The sequence below is a fragment of the Nostoc sp. XA010 genome, assembly GCF_020829625.1.
In the GTDB taxonomy this organism is placed as follows: Bacteria; Cyanobacteriota; Cyanobacteriia; order Cyanobacteriales; family Nostocaceae; genus Nostoc.
In genome coordinates this window covers 1-23963 of record NZ_JAIVFX010000005.1, presented here as the reverse complement: position 1 = coordinate 23963, position 23963 = coordinate 1, and the positions used below count along the sequence as shown (strand labels likewise).

21 protein-coding genes and 1 other RNA gene are annotated in these 23963 nt (G+C 41.0%); 16 read left to right on the top strand and 6 right to left on the bottom strand.

Translation table 11 applies throughout. The features are described from left to right. Positions 1 to 13: 13 nt before the first annotated feature. On the top strand, positions 14 to 760 hold the full coding sequence (gene fabG, locus LC608_RS09305; protein WP_229553273.1) for a 3-oxoacyl-[acyl-carrier-protein] reductase: 747 nt from the start codon (positions 14 to 16) through the stop codon (positions 758 to 760). 256 nt (positions 761 to 1016) lie between these two features. Here the strand turns inward: fabG and LC608_RS09300 are convergent, their stop codons facing one another. Together LC608_RS09300 and LC608_RS09295 are read right to left on the bottom strand one after the other, a co-directional pair. After that, the gene (locus LC608_RS09300; RefSeq protein WP_229553272.1) at positions 1017 to 1379 is read right to left on the bottom strand and encodes a hypothetical protein; all 363 of its coding nucleotides are present in this window, start codon (positions 1377 to 1379) and stop codon (positions 1017 to 1019) included. Positions 1380 to 2071: 692 nt separating this feature from the next. Beyond that, entirely contained in the window at positions 2072 to 3154 is a 1083-nt protein-coding gene (locus LC608_RS09295; RefSeq protein WP_229553271.1) for an MraY family glycosyltransferase, read from the bottom strand. Between the two features lie 158 nt (positions 3155 to 3312). Between LC608_RS09295 and groL the strand changes: the two genes are divergently transcribed. From groL to LC608_RS09260, 7 genes are all read left to right on the top strand, one after another. Then, complete coding sequence (gene groL, locus LC608_RS09290; protein WP_229553270.1) at positions 3313 to 5013, top strand: chaperonin GroEL; 1701 nt, start codon at positions 3313 to 3315, stop codon at positions 5011 to 5013. A 602-nt stretch (positions 5014 to 5615) separates the two neighbouring features. Beyond that, the gene (corA, locus tag LC608_RS09285) at positions 5616 to 6758 is read left to right on the top strand and encodes a magnesium/cobalt transporter CorA (RefSeq protein ID WP_229553269.1); all 1143 of its coding nucleotides are present in this window, start codon (positions 5616 to 5618) and stop codon (positions 6756 to 6758) included. A gap of 64 nt (positions 6759 to 6822) precedes the next feature. After that, on the top strand, positions 6823 to 7509 hold the full coding sequence (locus LC608_RS09280; RefSeq protein ID WP_229553268.1) for a hypothetical protein: 687 nt from the start codon (positions 6823 to 6825) through the stop codon (positions 7507 to 7509). Positions 7510 to 7559: 50 nt separating this feature from the next. Continuing rightward, positions 7560 to 7984: RNase P RNA component class A (gene rnpB / locus LC608_RS09275), an RNA gene on the top strand. 71 nt (positions 7985 to 8055) lie between these two features. Next, a complete protein-coding gene (locus LC608_RS09270) occupies positions 8056 to 9414 on the top strand; it encodes a tyrosine-type recombinase/integrase (RefSeq protein ID WP_229553267.1) in 1359 nt (452 codons plus the stop codon). Positions 9415 to 9467: 53 nt separating this feature from the next. Then, positions 9468 to 10187: a ribonuclease III gene (rnc, locus tag LC608_RS09265; protein ID WP_229553266.1), complete on the top strand. Its 720-nt coding sequence runs from the start codon at positions 9468 to 9470 to the stop codon at positions 10185 to 10187. A gap of 117 nt (positions 10188 to 10304) precedes the next feature. Next, positions 10305 to 11399: a Gfo/Idh/MocA family protein gene (locus LC608_RS09260; protein ID WP_229553265.1), complete on the top strand. Its 1095-nt coding sequence runs from the start codon at positions 10305 to 10307 to the stop codon at positions 11397 to 11399. 108 nt (positions 11400 to 11507) lie between these two features. Here LC608_RS09260 and LC608_RS09255 read toward each other — a convergent pair whose 3' ends face one another. After that, positions 11508 to 13637 (bottom strand): ATP-binding protein, encoded by a 2130-nt coding sequence (locus LC608_RS09255; RefSeq protein ID WP_229553264.1) that lies wholly within the window; start codon positions 13635 to 13637, stop codon positions 11508 to 11510. 295 nt (positions 13638 to 13932) lie between these two features. Between LC608_RS09255 and LC608_RS09250 the strand changes: the two genes are divergently transcribed. From LC608_RS09250 to LC608_RS09240, 3 genes are all read left to right on the top strand, one after another. After that, on the top strand, positions 13933 to 14673 hold the full coding sequence (locus LC608_RS09250) for a RibD family protein (protein WP_229553263.1): 741 nt from the start codon (positions 13933 to 13935) through the stop codon (positions 14671 to 14673). 125 nt (positions 14674 to 14798) lie between these two features. Then, positions 14799 to 15980, top strand: coding sequence for a GNAT family N-acetyltransferase (locus LC608_RS09245; protein ID WP_229553262.1), 1182 nt, complete (start codon positions 14799 to 14801; stop codon positions 15978 to 15980). A gap of 89 nt (positions 15981 to 16069) precedes the next feature. Beyond that, positions 16070 to 16453 carry a DUF4346 domain-containing protein gene (locus LC608_RS09240; protein WP_229553261.1) on the top strand — a complete coding sequence of 128 codons (384 nt, stop codon included), beginning with the start codon at positions 16070 to 16072 and terminating at the stop codon, positions 16451 to 16453. Positions 16454 to 16519: 66 nt separating this feature from the next. Here LC608_RS09240 and psb32 read toward each other — a convergent pair whose 3' ends face one another. Next, entirely contained in the window at positions 16520 to 17257 is a 738-nt protein-coding gene (gene psb32 / locus LC608_RS09235) for a photosystem II repair protein Psb32 (RefSeq protein ID WP_229553260.1), read from the bottom strand. A gap of 382 nt (positions 17258 to 17639) precedes the next feature. On the opposite strand from psb32, the gene surE reads away from it, so the two are divergent. The 4 genes from surE (at position 17640) to LC608_RS09215 (ending at position 20614) form a co-directional block, all read left to right on the top strand. Beyond that, complete coding sequence (gene surE / locus LC608_RS09230) at positions 17640 to 18320, top strand: 5'/3'-nucleotidase SurE (protein ID WP_229553259.1); 681 nt, start codon at positions 17640 to 17642, stop codon at positions 18318 to 18320. Between the two features lie 128 nt (positions 18321 to 18448). Beyond that, positions 18449 to 19072, top strand: coding sequence for a hypothetical protein (locus LC608_RS09225; protein ID WP_229553258.1), 624 nt, complete (start codon positions 18449 to 18451; stop codon positions 19070 to 19072). An 87-nt stretch (positions 19073 to 19159) separates the two neighbouring features. After that, the gene (locus LC608_RS09220; RefSeq protein ID WP_229553257.1) at positions 19160 to 19807 is read left to right on the top strand and encodes a PAP/fibrillin family protein; all 648 of its coding nucleotides are present in this window, start codon (positions 19160 to 19162) and stop codon (positions 19805 to 19807) included. A 30-nt stretch (positions 19808 to 19837) separates the two neighbouring features. Then, positions 19838 to 20614: an MGMT family protein gene (locus tag LC608_RS09215; RefSeq protein WP_229553256.1), complete on the top strand. Its 777-nt coding sequence runs from the start codon at positions 19838 to 19840 to the stop codon at positions 20612 to 20614. A gap of 56 nt (positions 20615 to 20670) precedes the next feature. Here LC608_RS09215 and LC608_RS09210 read toward each other — a convergent pair whose 3' ends face one another. Both LC608_RS09210 and LC608_RS09205 read right to left on the bottom strand, forming a co-directional pair. Then, a complete protein-coding gene (locus LC608_RS09210; RefSeq protein WP_229553255.1) occupies positions 20671 to 21399 on the bottom strand; it encodes a hypothetical protein in 729 nt (242 codons plus the stop codon). 541 nt (positions 21400 to 21940) lie between these two features. Then, the gene (locus tag LC608_RS09205; RefSeq protein WP_229553254.1) at positions 21941 to 22336 is read right to left on the bottom strand and encodes a hypothetical protein; all 396 of its coding nucleotides are present in this window, start codon (positions 22334 to 22336) and stop codon (positions 21941 to 21943) included. Positions 22337 to 22921: 585 nt separating this feature from the next. On the opposite strand from LC608_RS09205, the gene LC608_RS09200 reads away from it, so the two are divergent. Continuing rightward, positions 22922 to 23374, top strand: a complete 453-nt coding sequence (locus LC608_RS09200) for an Hsp20/alpha crystallin family protein (protein ID WP_229553253.1) — start codon at positions 22922 to 22924, stop codon at positions 23372 to 23374. Positions 23375 to 23963 lie beyond the last annotated feature (589 nt).

Below are 23963 nucleotides of genomic sequence, written 5' to 3'. Positions count from 1 at the left end.
TGAGGAACATTAAATGACACTATTACAAGATAAAGTCGCAATTGTCACAGGTGCATCACGAGGAATTGGACGAGCGATCGCAATTGAATTAGCTACACAGGGAGCGATCGCAGTTGTCAATTATGCCAGTTCTAGTGCAGCAGCTGAAGCAGTTGTTGCAGAAATTACAAGTGCGGGAGGTCAAGCGATCGCTATCCAAGCTGATGTTTCTAAAAGCGATCAAGTAGACGCACTAGTTAAGTCCGTCATCGAAAAGTTCAACCGTGTGGATATCTTAGTCAACAATGCAGGTATTACCCGCGACAATCTGCTTTTGCGTTTGAAGACAGAAGATTGGCAAGCTGTGATAGACCTTAATCTAACTGGTGTTTTCTTATGTACACGCGCCATCAGTAAAATTATGCTTAAGCAGCGATCGGGGCGGATTATCAACATTACCTCCGTAGCTGGGCTAATGGGCAACCCAGGACAATCAAACTACAGCGCTGCCAAAGCGGGTGTAATCGGCTTCACCAAAAGCGTTGCCAAAGAACTAGCTACTCGTGGGATCACTGTTAACGCCGTCGCCCCTGGATTCATCACCACCGATATGACCAGCGACCTCAACAACCCCGAAGATATTCTCAAATACATCCCCCTCGGCCGCTTCGGTCAACCCGAAGAAATCGCTGGGATGGTGCGCTTCCTCGCCGCCGATCCCGCCGCCAACTACATCACCGGACAAGTTTTTAATGTTGATGGCGGTATGGTGATGGCCTAAATAGTTGAGGGGTAGCGATTGTTCATAGTTGGTACTTTAGCGCTAAAGCGCCAACTACGAACTTATTAATCAACCTAGACGCCACCCGTGCAGCTATCTAGTAGGGTCGTTGCATTAATTTTTTCAGGCAAAGAAGCACTTGTGGGGGCGCTTGCCAATCGCTACTTTGAGCAGGAATATCAGATAACTCAAATAAGTCTGCTTACATTAGGATTTACGCATAAAGATTCTCTGGGAAAATTGGATGTAAATACTATTAACGCTGCCAATCATACATTAATCGTCCATGACGATCGCGCACAAGTTCCCATTCTCCATGACGATATGGTTGTCCGTGATAACGTACAGAGCGATAGCGTCGTCTATAATGTCGTCGATTCCTCTGGCGTTGATAATAATATCTTCCAGTCCGTTGCCGTCTATGATAACGTCTTCGAGTCCGTCGATGAGCTAACAAAAGCTCTTCACTTTGTCCTCCAACTAATTTTGTCTGTGCGTCAAGACTTTGTTCATTAAGAACATTGGTTAGAGTATTATCCTTGGCTTCAGCCAAAGCAGGTGGATAAATGAAGGCTAATAGCAAGAACACAATTGAGGATAGCTTTTGGAAACGGTTCACGTCTTTGCTTTTCCTAGACTATTGGTAATGATCTTATTTAATACTTAAGTTGAATAACTATATAGCTCATAATTCACAAACTTGAGGAGAGCAAAAGTAACACAAGTACTTAATATTAAATGTGAAAATATTTAACTATAACAAGCAACCAAATGATGTACATCTGTTATATAGCAAATAGACACAACAGCGTTCTTAAAAAGAATTCATTTATATTTTCAAGGATTTGGATTTGTAAAAATTGCAAGAAAATATGAGCGCCGATACCTAGATTGCGCCAATATTATCATTTATTGCCATTTTCTAATTGTTTAGCGTATGTTGCTTTTCAGCAAGTATAGCCTGTTAGATAAGTTTAAAAAATCCTTTCAAACAAAACTAATAAATAGATATATAGGACTAATGTTTTATTTCTAAAAAAGCTCGGTACAGATCGAAAAGCCTAATTCCCTATTCCCTATTCCCTACTCCCCACCCACGTAGATAATTTCAAAAATCAAATACGATTCCTATAGATAACTGATAAATAGTAGCTGGGCTATCATACAAATTGCTCCCGTAAAATTAGCAAGCCAAATTTAAAATTGCTGCTCTCTAAAGAGCGGAATATAGAATGTAACTCAAGCTTGAATTTTTGCTGGACTGAATAAACCATAGTAGGGCTAGCATTGCAATGCCTACCCTACAAGGAATTAGGGCTGTTGACGTATCCTTTGCCAGATAGTAAAGCCCAAAAGAATGATAATGCTACTGGCGGTAGTCAGCATCACAGCCAAACTCATGCCTTGTATTCTCATAGCCAGCAAGTTGAAAACTAAGGTAATTGACCAAAGTGTGAACGCAGCATGGCGTTGTGAGAGTCCCCAAGCAAGTAAGCGGTGGTGCAGGTGGTCTTTGCCTGGAGTACTCAGAGGGTTATTTCCTGCTAATAGCCGTCGCACAAATACTTGAGTGGTGTCTACTACTGGCAATAACAGAAATAAAACCGTGGGAATTAGCGCATAAACTGTGTTTTGTTGCAGCCTACCTAAAATACTGGTTGCTGCTAATACATAGCCGAAAAAGTATGCTCCGGCATCACCCATAATGATCCGCGAGGGGTGAAAGTTGTGACGTAAAAAGCCCAGTGCAGCACCTGCCAAGGCTGCTAATACCAAAATTGCTGCTGCACGATTGTTAAACTGGGCTGCAACGCCCAACAAACTCATGGCGGTAATAAAGCTGATTCCTCCCGCTAAACCATCCATACCATCCATCAAGTTGATGGCGTTGGTAATTCCTACTACCCAAAGTACTGTTAACGACATAGACAGGAGAGAGTCTATGGGAGTACCAAACATGACATGAATACTGATGCCATTAGCTACTAGTAACAGTGCCGTAAGAATTTGCGCCCACAAACGAACAGATGGCGGTAAGCCGAACTGATCGTCGATAAAGCCCACAAGGACTAATATCGAACCCCCCAACAGAATAGTGAGCACCTGAGCCAATACGTTTTGGAGTTCGATAGGTCGTAAAAGGCTAGCTAATACAAGTGCGGCAATTACACCCGCGTAGATAGCCAGCCCCCCTGCATTGGGTAAAGGTTCTCGGTTGAGCCGCCGTGCGTTGGGTTGGTCAGCCCAACCTACCCGCAAGGCGAATTTGCGTACTGTCGGAATTAAACGCCACGTTACAAGGCAAGCCAAGAGAAACGTAAATACTACCGCCAACCAGCCGGTGCCGCTAGGGTCGGCAATACCGAGGGACTTAAGGGAGTTGTCTAGATTCATCTCCCAATTCAAGCATTACTGCCTGTATGTAATATGAGCATCACCTGTATATTAATCAATTTTTTTTATTTCCATTTGTAACTTGAGCCGCTTGGAAGATTAGCACTCTGGCGCTGTGAGTGCTAAATTGTCTAATGGAAGCGCTAGAGAAATAAAACATGGCGAAAATTATTGCATTTGACGAGGAATCGCGGCGAGCTCTAGAAAGGGGTGTTAACGCCCTTGCCGATGCCGTAAAAATCACCTTGGGGCCCAAAGGTCGCAATGTCCTTTTAGAGAAAAAATTTGGCGCACCTCAAATTGTCAACGATGGTATCACTGTTGCCAAGGAAATTGAATTAGAAGATCCTTTGGAAAATACTGGTGCAAGACTCATCCAAGAAGTGGCCTCAAAAACTAAAGATGTCGCTGGGGATGGTACAACCACCGCCACAGTTTTAGCACAAGCCTTAATTCGGGAAGGTTTGAAGAACGTCGCGGCGGGTAGTAACCCAGTTAGCTTGAGACGGGGAATCGACAAAACTATTGAGGCATTGGTACTAGAAATCGCCAAGATAGCCAAGCCAGTAGAAGGAAGTGCGATCGCTCAAGTTGCTACTGTCTCTGCTGGTAACGATGAAGAAGTTGGCCAAATGTTAGCCCAAGCAATGGAAAAAGTCACCAAAGATGGTGTAATTACCGTTGAAGAATCTAAATCTCTCACAACTGAACTAGAAGTAGTTGAGGGGATGCAGATTGACAGGGGTTACATTTCACCCTACTTTGTCACCAACAACGAGCGGCAAATCGTGGAATTTGAAAACGCTCGGATTTTGGTTACTGACAAAAAAATCAGTAGCATTCAAGATTTAGTGCCGATTTTGGAAAAAGTCGCCCGTTCTGGTCAGCCCTTGCTGATTATTGCTGAAGATGTCGAAGGTGATGCTTTGGCAACTTTGGTAGTGAACAAAGCACGGGGTGTACTAGCCGTGGCTGCAATCAAAGCGCCTGGGTTTGGCGATCGCCGGAAAGCTTTGTTAGAAGATATTGCTATTCTCACCGATGGACAGTTGATTTCCGAAGAAATCGGCTTAAGTCTAGATACCGCTTCTATAGAAGCGCTGGGAACTGCCCGCAAAATCACTATTGACAAAGAAAGCACCACCATTGTAGCTGGCAGTGTCACCAAGCCAGAAGTACAAAAGCGGATTGCTCAAATTCGCAGACAGTTGGAAGAAACCGATTCTGAATACGATCAAGAAAAACTGCAAGAACGCATCGCCAAGCTTGCTGGCGGTGTGGCAGTGATTAAAGTGGGTGCGGCAACCGAAACCGAACTCAAAGACCGTAAACTGCGGATTGAAGACGCGCTGAACGCTACTAAAGCTGCTGTGGAAGAAGGTATTGTTCCTGGTGGTGGGACAACTCTAATTCATTTAGCTAAGAAGGTAGAAGAGATTAAAAAGACCCTACAAAATGAGGAAGAAAGAATTGGGGCTGATATTGTCGGACGAGCGCTAGAAGCCCCCTTGCGCCAAATAGCAGACAATGCTGGTGCTGAAGGTTCTGTGATCGTCTCGAAAGTCCGGGATAGCGACTTCAACATTGGCTACAACGCCGCTACTGGTGAATTTGAAGACTTGATTGCTGCTGGTATTATCGACCCTGCCAAAGTCGTGCGTTCAGCTTTGCAAAACGCTGGTTCCATTGCTGGTTTGGTCTTAACCACCGAAGCGATCGTTGTTGAAAAGCCGGAGAAGAAATCTGCTGCTGCTGCCCCTGATATGGGCGGCATGGGCGGCATGGGCGGCATGGGCGGCATGGGCGGCATGGGCGGCATGGGCGGCATGGGCGGCATGGGCGGCATGGGCATGTTCTAACTTCTGCTCACCGAAGAGACAGGGGGGAAGGGAGCTCTTAGCTGGGGGAGCAAGCCCTTCCAAGAACTACGTGGAGCGGAGCGAAACACGGGTGAAGCCCCGTCCTTCTTTGCCCGCTTTAACTGGGGCAAAGTACAAGCTCTGTCTCAGTTTTTCCCCCTGCCCCCTTGCCTCTTTTGACCCAGATAAATATTTTTTCAGCAGTTTGTCTTACCAAGGCAAACTGTTTTTTTATACTTACCATTGCTGATTCAGAAGCAATATGTTATCTGTATTGCTGGTAACTCACTGAACGAAATAAACTTACAGCAGTTTTCATCTATTAAAACCACACCTATCGTAGGGGCACAGCATTGCTGTGCCCTTATAACTAAAAATAGCTGTAATTATGAAACTTTTTTTTCAGTGGTTAGTTCTAAATACAACTCACTACCAACAAAATGCTGATGACCAAGTTAGTAACCTAAATAATTACTTAATCTAGAAATTGCCGTATTTGTATTAGTTTTTGTAAAATTACATTTAACCGATTATTAGCCACTAGTCAATTATTTTTACTAATGACTAATGACAAATGACTAATAACTATTAGGTAATATTGTATGGCACGAAAACTGAGTCGCCTTCCCAAAATCGTCGCTAAGTTATATGAAGATGAGTTCTATCACCAACCAGGTACTATACCTGGAACCATTTTTATTGATGCAGACGCTCCACCACCAATAATTTTCCTGATTGACTATAACGAAACCAATTTCATCCGTGAGCAAATAGCAACTCCAGAAGAATGTATTCCATATCTTGATAGCGAATCTATTTCTTGGGTAGATGTGCAAGGTTTAGGCAGTCAAGATATATTACAACGATTAGGTAACGTTTTTGAGTTACATCCTCTAGTTTTAGAAGATGTAGTAAATGTACCAGAACGCCCTAAAACAGAGGATTATGAAGACCAATTGCTATTCATTGCCCGCATGGTAGTACCAAAAAAGAGAACATGTGGTTTTCACAGTGAGCAAGTGAGTTTAATATTAGGTAAAAGTTATTTGCTGACAGTACAAGAAGAACCAGAACATGATTGCTTTGAAGCGGTGCGATCGCGAATTGAAAAAAACAAAGGGATCATTCGCAAACAGGGAGCCGATTATTTAGCTTATGCCGTGTTAGATGCAATTATTGATGGCTTTTTCCCAGTACTGGAGCTTTATGGGGAGCGAATCGAAGAGTTAGAAGAGGAAGTAATAATTAAACCTACTCCTCAAACATTACAAAATATTTATCAAATTAGGCGAGAATTACTGCAACTACGTCGTGCTATCTGGCCCCAGCGAGATGCAATTAATTCTTTAATTCGTGATGATCCCGATTTAATTAGTGAAGAAGTAAGAATTTACCTGCGAGATTGTTATGACCATACGGTGCAAGTGATGGACATGGTGGAAACTTACCGAGAACTAGCATCTGGATTAATGGATGTGTATCTTTCGGCGGTGAGTAATAAAATGAATGAAATCATGAAGGTACTAACAATAGTTTCAACAATTTTTATTCCACTGACTTTTGTTGCCGGAATATATGGTATGAATTTCAATACTGAAAAATCGCCATATAATATGCCTGAGTTGAATTGGTATTGGGGCTATCCACTTTGCTTGGCAGTGATGTTAGCGATCGCAGTTGGATTGCTATTATTTTTTTGGCGACGAGGCTGGCTGCAAAATTCTGTAACAATTAATCGTAATTAAAAATTGTGGATGGACAATGAGTCAGATATACATTCATTAGCATTGGGAGTAAATATTCTAAGTTATGAGGAGTAGCGACCAGAATTTAGTAGTTTTAACGATTTATATTATCGGTGTTTCATACGTTTTTAACCGCATGGTTGAATCCATCGATGACCAAGTTAAATTTGAGTTTAAAAAAGGAATCGTTGATGAGCAACTCAAAGAAAACAATCTCGACGATAAAATTGGGATTTCCTTTAAACTCAAATCCTCATACCCAATTGATGATTTGAAAGATTTATCGATTAGCATTGAAAATAAATCTGAAAATATTGCTGTATACGTTGACTGGGACAACAGTTCTTTAGTAGTTGAACATAGCAAACAATCGCGCCGCGTGATTCGGAAATCACCAGACTTAACTCGCGACTTAGCTGTGCCCCAAAGTCCTAGCCTGATTGCCCCCAAGAAAACACTTTCGGAAACGGTGACCGCAGAAGATGTTTTACAACGCGATCAAGTAGCTGGAACCTATTCAGCAAAAAAACCACTAATTAATATCAACGGGCTGCAAAAAAAATTGTACAACGATTTTATGAACAGAAGAAAGGAGTTGGACTTTTCCCTGCAACTGGTGCTACGGATATCTGAGGTGCGTTTAGGTCTAGCTCCAGGTCGTGATTTTCCTCCCATTAGCATTATCAATTGTCCTTTCACAGTCAGGAAACTACCTTGGACTTACGCTTTACCTTGGAATAAAAAAAAGTAATGCCATGTCAACATACTACGTCAACCAAAGATTACACTGGATCTAAGGAGAGAGTAGGCGCAGGCGGTTGCAGATCAGTCATAGTTACTGGTTTGAGGAAAGTCCGGACTCCCGAAAGACCAAACTTGCTGGATAACGTCCAGTGCGAGCGATCGTGAGGATAGTGCCACAGAAAGATACCGCCAAAACAGTTAGGAGTTAGAAGTTAGGAGTTAGGAATTATTAACTTTTAACTCATCACTCATAACTCTTAACTAAATTTGGTAAGGGTGCAAAGGTGCGGTAAGAGCGCACCAGCAGTATCGAGAGGTACTGGCTCGGTAAACCCCGGTTGGGAGCAAGGCGATAGGAACTACGGTTGGTCTTTTACCAGTTCCGCTCAATGAGAGCCGCTAGAGGCGTTTGGTAACAAGCGTCCCAGATAGATAACTGCCCTCGCAAGAGAACAGAACCCGGCTTATGCCCTGCTCTCTGATACAATGAGAATGCGTCGTTTCAGACACGCATTCTTTTCTTTTTTGTACGTTTTTTGTACGAAGTGGAGATATGGTTTCATCAGCAAGACAAGGTTATGAGTCAACTGTACGCATCGAAAAACTTAAAGCTGGTAATCTAAGGTTGGCTTTTTCAACCAAGCTTGCAACATTATTTAACAAACCAGAAGGTACTACACATCGAGTTAGTGCTGGTTTAATTGATTCATCTGGGAATTACGCAGCACTAGAATCAAAGTGTTGGTTAATGCATAATGACTATTTGTCAGGAGAATTTGATAATTCTTTAGAAAGATACGGAATTAAAAATACAAAGCAGAAGGTTACGTTTATTACAACTGCTCCTGTTCAAAATAAAACATTGTTGGAGATATGGGATTTATATGTTGAAAATTTAGAAAATAAACGTTCACTAAATACATTAAATAAATTGAAGAAACATTGGCGCAATACTTTACTAGAAACAATAAATAAAGTAGGCGAAAATCCACTTGCGATACGTAAATTTTTAATAGAAAATAAAACATTCGCCGTAGCATTGGAAGTATTGCGTAATTTAGAAAAATCAAATAACGAAGCTATCAAAAGAGGATTACGTGATTCTAATTTATTTGAAGGTATGTGTAGTGATTTTAATGCGGAACGTCGTTCTAACACTCTCAGTAATGACCACACAGTATCTGATGAAGATGTGAATAACATCGAATTAGCTTATTCATTAGATGAAATGAATTTGATTATAACTGAGTTTTATAATCAACTTCCTGGTACAACAGCCAATTTAATCAAGTTTATGTTTCTTACTGGAACAAGAATTTCTGAAGCTATAGCAGTTAAATGGAGCGATATTAAATGGGAAAGAGAATGTATTATTATTTGTCGGCAATGGATCGACCATGCTCAATGTTTTGCCCCACTAAAAGGTACTAAAAAATTACCACAAAGAAAACAATATCGGGTGTTTCCAATGCCAAAAGATGAGTCTTTGTGGAGATTGATGAAAACAATAGTTCCGATAGAGCACAAGCTTGATTTAGTTTTTCTTAACGATAAAGTTAAACCTTTTCGTAGAAATAAAGTATGGGAGGCTTGGGCAGATGATTCACACAATAAAAAACACGGAATAGTTAAGAGGCTTGTGCAAGAAAAAAGATTATCTAAATATTTATCTATCCATCACACCCGACATACCTTCAGTTGCATTCAACAAAATATCTATCATATTGATGCTAAAGTAGTATCGTCTTGGATTGGTCATCACCCCGAAGTCAACGAGAAACATTACTGGGAAGCAGATAAACAGATAAAACCACAATACGATAGTAGTGATAAATCTGAAATAGAATTACTGCGCGAACAATTAAAACAACAACAAGAACTAATTAATAAACTAATACAAGAAAAAACCTAGTATCGCCTGCCCCCTGCCCCCTGCCCCCCTGCCCCCTGCCTCCCCTGCCCCCAATGCCCCTTGCCTATCCACGCCGTCAACGGCAACTCGAAAGTTTAGTCCAAAAATTAGGTTTGTCGCTAGAAGCACCTATAAAGTGGGAATTGCTAGATTTAGCGCTAACTCATCCCACTGTCTCTGATTCGGCAAATTATGAACAGCTAGAGTTTGTTGGTGATGCAGTGGTGCGGTTGGTATCGGCTGTTGTGTTATGGGAAAATTATCCTGATTGTCCAGTAGGGGATTTTGCGGCAATTCGTTCGGTGTTGGTGAGCGATCGCATCCTCGCCCAATTGGCCAGAGTTTATGGTTTAGAGTTATACTTACTAGTCGCTGGTAGTGCTACCGCCGATAAAGTTGGTCAAGAGTCACGACTGGCAGATGCCTTTGAAGCAGTTCTGGGTGCGCTTTACTTAAGTACTCAAAATCTGGAACTGATCCGCTCTTGGCTAGACCCCCACTTCCAAGAACTAACAACAGAAATTCGCCTTGATCCTGCCAGACTTAATTACAAAGCTGCTCTCCAAGAATGGACTCAGGCGCAATTCAAAGTTTTACCAGAGTATCGGGTTGTAGAAGTCACTCAACCGCACCGGAATCAAGAACGTTTCGTGGCTGAAGTGTGGTTGCACGGGAACAAGCTAGGAGTTGGTAAAGGGCGCTCGATCAAAACTGCTGAACAAGCCGCAGCTAAAGTAGCCTTTTTAGCAATTCCTCAACCGGAAATACCCTAAATCGAAAATAGTGCTGATAAACTGATAACTCATTTGGTTGTCAGTGGTCATTTGTCCCTAGTCCCTTGCATACTAATGACTAATGACTAACGACTAATGACTAATGACTAATGACTAATGACAAACCAAATTAAAATTGCTGTCATCGGAGTTGGGCGTTGGGGAGTGCATTTGCTGCGGAATTTCTTAGCACATCCCCAAGTAGATGTAGTTGCTGTAGTAGACCCCCATCCAGAACGATTAGCGGCGATAAAACAGCAGTTTAATTTAGATGAGAATGTAGTCTTAACAACCCAGTGGGAGGATTTAAAGAAAGTTCCAGGGTTGACAGGGGTGGCGATCGCAACTCCAGCTACCACCCACTATGCTTTAATTAAAGATGCTCTCCAACAGGGATATCATGTTTTAGCTGAAAAGCCCCTAACTCTCGACCCAAGAGAATGTCGAGAACTTTGCTACTTAGCAGAGCAGCATCATTTAATACTTATGGTTGATCACACTTATTTATTTCACCCAGCAGTTAAGCAAGGAAAAACTGTAGTACAAGCGGGTAAATTAGGCGATTTATGCTATGGCTACGCGACGCGCACCCATTTGGGGCCTGTTCGGCAAGATGTTGATGCACTGTGGGACTTAGCTATTCACGATATTGCTATCTTTAACGCTTGGCTAGGTCAGACCCCTGTGAAAGTACAAGCAACGGGTACGGTGTGGCTACAGGGGGAGGGGAGTAGGGAGTGGGGAGTAGGGAGTAGGCAAATGACCCACTCCCCATCTCAAGGTTTGGCTGACCTAGTATGGCTAACACTGACATACCCAGATAACTTTCAAGCTTATATTCACTTGTGCTGGCTAAATCCCGATAAGCAGCGACGGCTGGGGATTGTGGGTAGCCTTGGTAGTTTGATTTTTGATGAAATGTCGCAATCATCACCTCTCACCCTACTACATGGTGAGTTTGAACAGCAGGGGAATCAATTTATTCCAGTAAATCAAAAGCAGGTGGTGCTGGAATTAGAGCCAGGGGAACCATTGGGGCAAGTTTGCTCCTGCTTTGTTGTCTCTGTTCTCAACAATACTCCCTCTGAGGTTTCGTCTGGCTGGGTAGGCACACAGTTAGTAGAAATTCTTGCTGCTTTAACAGTATCTCTTGAGCAAGGCGGCCAACCTGTTTTTCTGAATGATAGTCAAGGAGCAAAAAGTAACAAATGACAGATGACTCGACCATTGTTCACGCTGCATTCAAGCAGCTCGAGCGTGATAAATTCTCTCTCGTGGCGCAAAAATATGATGAAGCGATCGCTGAAGTAGTTGACAAAATTACCTCTTTAAAAGAATGTCCGCACAAACCCCCCCTTTTGGAAGACTTACTAAGAGAGTTTGCTGGGGCGAAAGACTAATCTCGTAAGTCTCGTTTCTAACTAATACCTGGAACTTTGAGGACTTCTGTTTGTTTCCACTTGCTTTTACAGATTTATTGCTCCCCAAAGAGGGATTTCTCCCAGACTCCTGTAGGCTAGGGTAGTGGCTTGCTTTTGCCGCATCATTCACAGAGGAAAATCCAAGATCCCCTACATTTTCTTCTTTCTTAGTAACAGGTAACAGCGAGCTATCAATCAAAGGTAAGGTAATCTTCAGTGTCGTACCTTGATGAAGTCCCGTACTTTCAAGAGTAATGCTGCCTCCCATAAGTTCGATTAAGTTTCGTGAAATTGCTAGTCCCAGTCCAGTCCCTTCAAACTGGCGGCTGGTTGTGCCATTCACCATCACAAAGGGGCGAAATAGTTTGTGCTGTTGAGTAGGATCAATTCCTATACCTGTATCTTTGACAGCAACTACCACCTGAGATTTACCATTACTATGTTGAATTTCTGTAGCAATGGTGATGCTTCCTGTGTCGGTGAACTTAGTGGCGTTGCCGATAACATTAATCAGTACTTGCTTCAGTTTTGCTGCGTCTGCCTTAATTGGTATTGCTTGAGGATCTAACTCGCATTTCAATTGCAAGCCCTTTTGTTGAACATTAACTGATTGTAAATTAATCACCTCTAACAATATTTCCCGGAGGTCAAGAGGTGTGGTGACTACAGAAAGCTTACCTGCTTCGATTTTAGAAATGTCGAGTAAATCATTAATAATATTTAGCAAATGAAGCGTTGTTTCATCAGCACGTTTGAGAAACTCCATTTCTTCTTCGCGGCTATCACATAAACCATCTTCAACCAGGCGAATGCAGTTAATAATAGTATGTAATGGGTTTCTCAATTCATGGGAAGTCGTAGCCAAAAACTGGCTTTTAATCTGGTTAGCGCTTTTTGCTTCTTTCCAAGCTATTTCTAGTTCTTCTGAGCCAGCTTTGAGCCGTTCTACCATTTGGTCTAATGCTTGGGCCAGTTGATTAAATTCCCGGATTTGAAAATTGTGCGGAACTGGTTGTGCGGCGTGGTGAGAATGAATATTTAAAGCGTAGTCTCGCAATTCTTCTACAGGACGTGCCAAGTAAGGAGCTAGATATAGGGATGCTAACAAACTTGCACCAATCAAACCAACTGTCAGAACGATGAGAATTAGTTTAATTTCCTCTAAACCAAAAAGCGCATTATCGACACTAGTAACAGCTAAGATTATCCATTTTTGCTGCTGCTGTTGGGTAAGTGGATTTGCAATAGCCGTATAACCAGCTATTAATTCGTTACCCTGTGTAAAAGAGAAATTTATCGAATTGTTTTGCCCCGCAATTGCATTTTTAATTATGCTCTTGAGTTGAGAAGCATTTGGGTGCTGATTAATATTAGTTCCCACCCAGTCTGTGAATGGGTGTGCCAAAATTGTGCCATCTTCAGCAATCACTACCATAGCGCCTGTAAGCGATCCGGGCGGATTTCTAGTTTGTTGGTACAATGCAGACTGAATACTTAAGCTGTAAACCAAATTTTTTCGGCTATCGGAGACTGGTGCAGATAACACTACTTGCAATTGATTTTGTGTGTTTCTTTTTCCAGTTATTCCTGCCTTTGGCGGAAAGATTGCTTTGACATCAATTCCGTCGCTAGGTAAAGGTAATGTTAACTCTTTTATTGGTTGATCTCCACAGCTACTAGCAACTATTTTCTGGCTTAACAGATTCGTTAATTGGATGCATTCAATACTGGCTGGAAGTTGTTGCTTTAACTGCGTGAGAATTTCTTGCTCTTGTATAGGCGAACCTGACGGAATCACCGTTGTTTTACTTACACTAAGCAAAGTAGCTCTTAAGATAGCGATCGCATCTCCAATTCTCTCCCCTTTACTGATAGCACTTTCTGTTAAATTTTGACGTGCAGTTCCCAATATACTAGAGCGTGCCTTATTCAAGGCAACAATCTCGCCTATAAGTAAAACTGGAACGAACAGAAGCAGTATTCTCGTTACTAAAATGCGACGAAAAGATGATTGGCGGTGATTAGTCATCGAGTGTCTCACTTTGCATCTGCAAACCACAACAGCAAAGATATGTAATTAGATGAGCTAGATGAGACATTTTATTAAATAATCAGAATTTTATTTCCAATGTTTAAAATTAACAAATTGCTATGATTCAAAAAGAAACGTGTTATACCAAAATTAAGATATGCTAGATTGAGAAGTGGTTTGTGTTGCATATAAATACAATAGTGAAGTTGTAAAAGAGTAGGTTGCAGGCATGGATTTTTTTTGGAAATCTACACACTAGCAAAGAAAATATTCAAATTATCAAATCAATTTAATGTTGCAACATCGTCCTCACACTACAGTTGTTTTAGCAATGAGTGCAGATGGTAAAATAGGAGATTTTAGGCGATCGCCTGCTCGCTTTGGCTCAAGGATTGATAAAGCACACTTAGAAAAACAAATCGCTGCCTGTGATGCGGTTTTATTCGGTGCTGGCACTCTCCGGGCTTACGGAACAACACTTACTATATCAGATCCAACTCTAGTGCAACTTCGAGCGCAAGAAGGGAAGCCTCCGCAGCCAGTTTATATAGTGACTACACACTCTGCAAACCTCAATCCGGAAATTAAATTTTTTAAGCAACCAGTTAGACGCTGGCTACTCACAACAACAACAGGAGCAGTTTCATGGAAAGGACGCTTACAGACGCTTGCCTCAACTGTGGGAAGTAGAGCGCAGGAATGTCCCCCACAATTTGAGCAAATTCTGGTTTTTGAAACACCGACGCGAGAAATAGATATTTCCGCAGCTTTAAAGTATCTAGCCACTTTACATATAACACGCTTGGCGATCTTGGGTGGAGGTGAATTAGTCGCTTCCTTGCTGGGATTAGATTTAATTGATGAATTATGGCTGACTGTCTGTCCGTTGATTTTAGGTGGTAATACCGCACCCACTCCTGTAGATGGGAAAGGATTTTTACCCGATTTAGCTCCCAAGCTGCAACTTCTAGAAGTTCATACAGTTGAGCAAGAAGTGTTTTTGCACTATCGCCTGCAACGATCAGCAGATTAGATTACGCTAAGTAAAGTTATTGGAATTGGACATTGGGCATTGCTTAAGAATCAATCGATAGTCTTCTTCCCCTACCCCCCCTGCCCCTTTCCCCCACTCCCTACTCCCCTAAAAAAACCCAGACAATGGTGGAACAACTTAAGCCTCGCTATTCTGTCGTTTGGACGAACAAAATTGCTGAAGTACCCCAAAATGCCTGGAATGCTTTGGCAATGCCACTCAAAACACCGTTTTTAGAATGGGAGTGGCTAAACAATATTGAAACCTCCCATAGTGCTACGGCTAAAACTGGTTGGTTGCCTAATCACTTAACATTGTGGCGAGATAGAACGCTGATTGCTGCTGCGCCACTTTATCTTAAAGGACATAGTTCTGGTGAATTTGTTTTCGATCACCAATGGGCAGAGTTAGCCGATCGCATCGGAGTTCAATATTACCCAAAATTACTGGGAATGACACCATTTACCCCAGCAGAAGGCTATCGGTTCTTAATTGCCCCAGGAGAAGATGAGGACGAAATTACCGCACTCATGGTGCATGAAATTGACACTTTTTGTGCCAAAAATCGAATTTCTGGGTGTCATTTTCTCTATGTCGATCCCCAATGGCGTCCGATGCTGGAACGGCATGGTTTTACAACTTGGCTACACCACAGCTACGTGTGGGAAAACGCTGGGTTTAAAACTTTTGATGACTACTTGAAGGTTTTCAACGCCAATCAACGCCGCAACATCAAGCGGGAACGCAAAGCTGTGGAAAAAGCCGGTTTACGATTACAACCTCTGAGTGGTGATCAAATTCCTCAGTCTTTGTTTCCCTTGATGTACCAGTTCTATGCTGACACCTGTGATAAGTTTGGCTGGTGGGGTAGCAAGTATCTCACACGGAGGTTTTTTGAGCAGCTACACGCCGATTATCGCCATCGAGTCTTGTTTATCGCTGCGTATAGCGAGCAAGATAACTCTCATCCTTTAGGGATGTCTTTTTGTTTATTTAAAGATGACAAACTCTATGGACGCTATTGGGGAAGTTTTCAAGAAATAGATTGCTTACATTTTGATGCTTGCTATTATGCGCCGATTGAGTGGGCGATCGCTAACAATATCCAACTTTTTGATCCTGGCGCGGGTGGACGCCACAAAAAACGCCGTGGTTTCCCCGCTATGCCCAATCACAGTCTGCACCGCTTTTACAATAATCGTTTAGGGCAAATTTTACGTCCCTATATAAAAGAAGTGAATCAACTCGAACAGCAGCAGATTGAGGCGATTAATGCAGAGTTGCCATTTAGTAACCGAGATTCTTAAAAGTTTGCTAAGGCAGAGGGTGAACGACGAATTACACTTGATATAGACTCAAAAAACCCTCAAGAAAGAAATTTCTTTTTAGAATGCTTATGGATTTGATGGTTGAAAATTTAGCTGCAATTGATGATAAACTTTCCCAGCGTCATATTAACCTTGATCCGGGTGGATATTTCATTATTTACTTGGATCGAGATGCCGGGTTAATTTATGCCAAGCATTTTACAAATGTGATTGACGATCGCGGTTTAGCTGTTGATCCCGAAACGGGGAAGGTAATTCCGGCGCGAGGAAAGATAGAACGAACTCATACGACGCTTTTTAGCGCGAGGACGGCGAAACAACTTTGCGTGAACATTTTTGAAGAAACTCAGCCCCCTCCTGTAACTCAATTAGATCATGCAGCTTATTTGGGTCGAGAATTTGTCAGGGCTGAGGTAGCTTTAGTTACAGGGCAAGAGTATGTTCAAGATTAAAGTTAAAAGTGAGGAGTTAAGAGTTAAAAATTCATAACTCCTAACTCCTAACTCCTAACTCTGCTATTACCCATTAGATGATGGCTGATTTATCTGATAGATATAGTAAGTCGCCATTGGGATAACGGTGGCGGCAATTAACAATCCGACTACCCAAGCAGTAGCGTTACCTTGGTCAGTTTCGCCTGCTTTCTTGAAAGTTCCTTCTACCTGTACATTCTCAGTTATTTTGGGTGGCCCTGGATCAGCTTTGCCAGAGAGGACAGCCACAAGGCGATCGCTTGCATCTAGAAATGCCTGATTGTATTTGTTACCATTGCGTAACGGCACGCTTACTGTTTCAGTAGCTACACTCTCAGCAATAGAGTCAGTAAGCATTGGCTTGACTTGATCCCCAGTAATAATGGCAGTACCATTAGTAACCGTATCAATAACCAATAAGGTTTCATTAGCTTGGGCTTCTTTTGTAGGAAACCATTTTTCAAACAGTTCTTTACTGAAGCTTTCCGGTGTTTCCCCGTAGTCTAGGCGGCGAACAGTAACAATTCTAACTTCCTTACCTGTTTGCTTTGCCAAATCCTCGAAAGCGCTGTTAATCTTACCTTCATTCAGACGGCTGATAACTTCACCTTGATCTAAAACCCAGGTGTTATTCCCTGTTGTGAGGTTGGGTATTTGATTCACACCTGTGGCAAAAGCAGGTGCGGCAAACAGCGAGGCTACTAAAATAACCGTCACCAAAGGGAGAATTAGCCGGATGAGGTGTTTTTGACTGTTAAATACTTGTTTGAGGAGCTGTTTCATCGTGTGATCCCTAAGACAGACTTGCACCAAAAATACTACAGAACCACTGCAAAAATCACCTAGTTCCCGCTTTTCTCCAGTATTAAATTTCTGCTACTGCCAGCAGATATGTATTTTACGGGGTTTTTTGATTGCACAAACTTGTTCTGAGGGTGGTTGCAAGAATTAAATTGACAAGAAATTCCGCCCATTTTGGGGATTAAACCAAAAACTCAGGGCGGAATTTGCAAACCATCTAGAAATGATATCGTATAATCAAGATTTTTGGCAGTAAGCATATTTTTTCATATCTGCAAGTAGCTTTTGCTGCTGTACCCATAGATGCGTTTATATCTGCATTTTTCGGATATTTTCGCTAAATTTATATCAATATAATATGTACATGACCATAATTTTAACTAACGACGACGGCATTGATGCCCCTGGTATCCGAGCGTTGCTCAAAGCTGTAAACAGCAAAAATACTATTATCGCTGCTCCTGCTGATCATCAGTCTGGCTGTGGACATCAAGTTACCACCACTCGTGCCATCAACCTCCAGCGACGTTCTGAGACTGAGTATGCGATCGCAGGCACTCCCGCCGATTGTGTGAGAATTGCATTAACACAAATTAACGCAGATGTCAAATTTGTGCTTTCAGGTATCAACGCTGGGGGCAACTTGGGAGTAGATTCCTACATTTCTGGCACAGTGGCTGCTGTGCGCGAAGCCGCAATGCACGGTATTCCTGGAATTGCCATTTCTCAATATCGCAAAGCCAAGCAGAATTTTGATTGGGATATGTCCGCCAAATTCACAGTTGAAGTTTTAGCTGACTTACTCCAGCGTCCCTTAGAACCGGGAAGCTTTTGGAATGTGAACTTGCCCCATCTACAACCAGGAGAACCAGATCCGAATATGGTTTTTTGCCAACCCTGTAGCAGACCTTTGCCTGTCAACTATCGAATTGAAGGCGATAATTTTTATTATGTAGGCGAATATGGTAAACGCGATCGCACTCCTGGTAGCGATGTGGATGTATGTTTTTCCGGCAATATCGCGGTAACTCAGTTAAAGGTTTGATCATTGAATCCAGAATTCAAAATTGGTATTAATCATCTAACGCTTGAATTAAGGACATATTTCAAAGTTTTGAAATCTGCTAAAGTTTCAGTAGCACTGAATACTAATTTCAAAAAAAGGAGAAAAATATGCACTTTCTCAAAATTGTTCTTGTCGTTCTCGTGTTGATGGTAAACCTGCTAATTGCTCAACCCTCTTGGGCAGGCAAGGATTTTACTAAGGGGGCTGACTATGCTGAGGTAACTCAGGCGCTCAATCAACTTCTAACTGTAAAAGATACGCCTGAGCAAGCTGGCTATACACCTGAGCAATTCCAAAAGCGACTGGCACAATTGCAGCTTCAGAAAAATGTCATAGAAACAGCTAGAAAGCGGGCGCAGTGCCGCAATGAAACAGGAAAAACGTTGGCTGTCTATGCCAATAAACCAAAAAAATCTCCAACCCAACTCTACTTCCTGGGCGCAGGAACAATCACAGATGATGATTGGGATTGCGATGGCATTTACTTACCCGCAGGTTCTCAAGTGGTTCTAGGTCCGAACGCTCAACCACAACAACTAGCCCAAGCAATCGCCGTTAAGTTTGTGGATGGTACACAGTCTATTGCAAGAACCAATCCAGTCACTGGTGCAATTGAATTGAATGTTGAACCTGCCAAAGTATTCAAGGCGGGTGAGAGCATCTGGTTACTTCCCAATTTCTCTCAAGCAGATATTGATACGCAAATTCCTACACCACAACTCATTGACTAATATCATCTAGATAATTCAACTTTTATGCAATTCCCGCCTAAAAGTTGAATTAAATGAATAGGATATCTAAAGGAAAATCCACAACCATTGAACAATCAACTTTTAATTAAGGAGAAATTACAAGCCACGCTTGAGAAGATTCAAACCAATAGCGATGGCTCTCCCATTACTGATTTGCAGCTAGACAAAACCTTAGTCGAAGAAATAGAACAATTGACGACAGAATTAGAGAGTGTCAATCCCAATCCCAATCCTCTTCTCTACGCTACTTATTTGTTGGAAGGAGCTTGGCAACTGCAATACTCTACTGCAAGAGAAATCCGTACTTTAACTTCTCTCCCATTAGGATTAAACCTAGATAAAGTTTATCAAGTGATTGATGTTGCAAATAAATTGTTTTTCAATCTAGCTAAAGTGAAACATTCTCTGGGGCTAGTATCAGGATATGTCAAAGTGACAGCTAGCTTTGAGCCAGCCAAAGAAGATTTAGAGCCTCTAGCGAACAAGCGTATCAACGTTTATTTTGACAAACGCTACCTATCGATTGAGAAAATTGTTGGCATTAATACCCCTAAACTCAACCCATTTAAGGTTGTCCCAGCGAATAATCCTACTAGCAGAACTGCGACACTAGATATTACTTACTTAGATGAAACCTTAAGAATTGGACGTGGAGGAGATGGAAGTTTATTCATTCTTAGTAAATCTTATGATTTACCTGACTTCAACTGCTAAACCTTAAATTGATCGCGCCGCCGAATAAATATGGCTCTCTCAATAACACATCTTTTCGCCAAGGCAAAACCAGGTTCTGCGATGGTAGAGCTTAAAACATTAAATTTAAAAGTAGGTCATGGTATAGAAGGTGATATTAATGCTGACCCTATAAGTCCAAGGCAAGTTTTAATTGTTAAGTATGAAGATATTTTAGATTTATCAATTAAACCAGGAGAATTACGAGAAAATATTGTGGTTACAGGTATAGAATTTAATAATTTTATCCCTGGGTCTCTGCTAACCTTTGAAAGTGGTGCGGCAATTCGCCTCACTTTTCACTGCGAATCGTGTAAGCAAATAGCCCACTTGGTAGAATCATTAAAGAGCATCCAAGGTAAAAGAGGAATTTTAGGCGTAGTTATTAAATCAGGTAAAATCCAGGTTGGTAGTAATTTTCAGGTTCAAGCTAATAAATTTCCAGCATTATCTGAAAATCCATATAATCGATTCCTAAATTTTATCATCAAAATCCCAATTGGCAAAGTAGTTACATATAAACAGATAATCAAAGGTATAGGGGTAGATAATAGCTATCTAAGAGCTATTCCTACATACCTGAAAAAAGCCTCGGCTGCTGATTATCCAGTACATAGAATATTAGATTCTAAAGGTAATTTGATAAATTATGTGAACCAACAAAAAAATAAGTTAGAAAACGAAGGAGTTAGAGTTTTAGCAGAAGCAAATTTATTAAGCAATTTAAACAAATTTTTTGTAGATATTAAAGATTATCAATGGACAGATGACACTATATATTTAGAATAGAGATTACTGGAATTTTCATAATATTTGTAATATTTTGTAGAAAACACTTCGTTTAATCAAGATAATCCCTGATTTTTGATTTGTTTAGAAGTAGCTTCCATAAAGTCGATAAAAACTTTTATCAGCTTATGAATTCCCTCACTACCTCCTGCAATTAAACCTCCTGTCAGCAATGCATCTAAACAACGGAAAATAACTACTTGTATTGAATTATCTAAATCAATAACTACAAGTGGCTCGATTGAACGAATACCTATTGCGCTCATTAAAAGACCAAATAAAAGGGATGTCCATAAAGCAATTATTCGTGTATCAGATTTATATGCTGTTTTCTGGCGCTCTTTTTCATTTATATCATCAATTTGTGGCTTGAATATTTTTAACGGTTCTTGTTGGTTTTGTGTAAAGTTTTGGATGATTTGCTGCTCTAAACTCATTCCTTCAGGTGGGAGTCCACTGATTTGATTAGATTCTAAAGAAGAGAATTGGTTCTGTTGTACTTCCAGAAGTCTTATCTTTTCCGACAGTAGAGCCTTTTTTTGCTGAATACTAATATCTAATTGTTCAACGAATGGGCCGCGCCAAGTAGTTATAAAAACTTCTAAAGAACGCTCTAATAGCAAAGAAATAAATAATTGTAAGGTAAGTAGCTGGATAATATCATTAAGCCCAAATGGTTTTAAAACGAATGGTTTAGATGATAACCAAGTTGACAAAGTTACTACTAGAAAACTAATAATAATTAATACAATAAATAGAGGAGATTCTGGAGAAAGCTTTAGCAACGTATCTATACTCCTGTTTAGCGTCACAATATCTAACACAGCCTGGAGGTGAAAACTACACCTGCTGAGTAACTTAACAACGTTAATTTGATAGAACAGTAAATAATTTATTACCCGACCATTTTTTTCAGCCGTGTGATATGGTATGCGACTGTAGAAGCGATGTTTTCAACGAGCTACGCCTACGCACAGGGCAATTTAATGGTTCGTGACAGCAAAGCCATTCTAGCTAAAAGTATTGCTATACAAGCATTCCAAAAGTAAACGCTAGGCTTGAACGCACTGTGCAAAGCGGGGCGAGGGGCGATCGCGTCAAATATGAAAAGGTGCGTTGGGGAAAGGGAGCAACGCTAGAGCAAGAGTAGCACCAACTAAAAACCCCTCCAAGGTTGAAGGGGTTAAAGTAATTTTTGGTAATAAGATGGCGATTAGGGGAAGACAGCAGCTTTTCCTCCTTTGTGTGTGAAGTATTTTCTTATCAAAGCAACGAGATGATAGTAAAGCATTTTATAAATCCCTTATGAACCTCTGCAATGCTGTATTAGTGAGATAAATTATTAGTGTTACCTAATGAGGTCAGCTGCGACTCGACGGCATTTAAGTAACCTGTATCATTTAAAGCTTGTGCTGGTAACTTTTTAGCGTTGACAGCAGCCTTAACCACATCTAGTGCAGTCAGGCTTCCTGTTCGGTATTGAGAAACCAAAGCACTACCACTAGGAATACCTTGTGCTTTCAAGTTACCTTGATAAGCTAGAAATGCAGCATCAAAGGGTTTGAGGTAGCTGACGTTCGTAAAATGAGTGAGTAAATTATTAGAGTTGATAGCTATAGGTTGGCCACTATTGTTAGTAGTTATTTGAGCGCCACCGATTCTAGGTAATAAAGCAATTGAACCAACAATGAGTATAGCATCAATCAAGGTGGAGAATTTCATAGGGTTATCCTTAGCTAGAGTAAAGTGCAATTAGTGTTATTGAGTAATAGAGTCTTATTTTTTATCAGTCTCAACTTCCTGCACTCAGGTCACCTGAGCGGTTGGTTTATTACTCACCCATTTGGGTGAGCTAATTGAGTACAACAACTAAAAAAATAAATCAAGAGCAAAGTTCAAGACAAACTTGAACAGATATATATTTAACTGAGGCAATCTAAAAATTTATGCAATTGCTGTTACTCAGTTGTAGGGGTAGCAAGGAAAGTAGGGCAGGTAGGGGAGTGGGAGTCTTTTGAGGAAAGAGGGTTAGCCCAACCCAGGCATTGCATTTCTGTACTATATCCTTCAATAGCAGATTTATTGGTTAACTATGATTCAATCTATTTGTATATTCGGATTTACCGAACATATAAATTAGAGTAAACCGTAACTTTTTTCATGTACTATTTTGGGTCGGTAATCATCAACTACTTAGTGTTAATAACCGAACTTACAGCAGATTTAACTTTACATAATATAAATATGTAAGCACCAATTGAAGTGCAAAGTTGATTAAATATAAGCTAATTGATGCGAGGAAGAGTTATGACACTAGTTCATTGGAATCCCTGGAGAGAAATTGACACTCTACAACGTCAACTCAATAATATATTTGAAGACACCAGAGTACCATCTGTATTTTTAAACGGGGGCTTGAGCAAAGTTCCTGCTGCTGAAATACAAGAAACTGAAAATGCTATTCATCTGAAGCTAGAACTACCAGGAATAGAAGCTAAAGACCTGGATGTGCAAGTCACAGAAAACGCTGTTTACGTTAGTGGTGAGCGGAAGTCTGAAACTAAAACTGAAGAAAAAGGTGTTACCAGAAGTGAGTTTCATTACGGAAAATTTCAACGCGTAATTCCTCTATCTGCTCGGATTCAAAATACTAACGTTACGGCAGATTATAAAGACGGCATCTTGAATCTGACACTGCCTAAAACGGAGCAAGAAAAAAACAAAGTTGTTAAAGTTAATTTGGAACAACCCATTAGTTAATAGGTTGTGATCAGACAACTCTACCTTCCTTGATTGATTGAGATAGCTAAGAGCTTGGTTACGCGAGTCACCAGGCTTTTTTGTAACAATTCTTTGGAATAAGCGCGTAAGTCCTGTGTGCATGAATTCTCTAAGAGAACTGGAGAGAGTAAGCGCAACTCGTCGTAGACATCGCCCTTGCTTTTAAAGTTTGTAAAGAAATTTTCCTATATATAGGAATCTTATTTGATTTTTGAAATTATCTACGTGGCCGGGGAATGGGGAGTAGGGAGTAGGGAATAAGGAATTTGGCTTTTCGATCTGTACCGAGCTTTTTCAGAAATCAAACAAATATTAGTCCTATATATATATGTAATATATGTAATGGTGTGCATGGGTAACAGAACCCAAGGGTGCTGGGCTACATCTACCTACTTCTTACCTTTAAATAAGTAAAGCTAATAACGCATATAAGCTTTACTGAAGTAATAAAACTTGATTAAATTTTGTAAAGCATTGTAAAGTACATTCACAGGCAAAAACAAACCAGCCTGATTATAAAATAACTAACCGCACTTATAAAACCATGACAGCAACCTTACAACAGCGC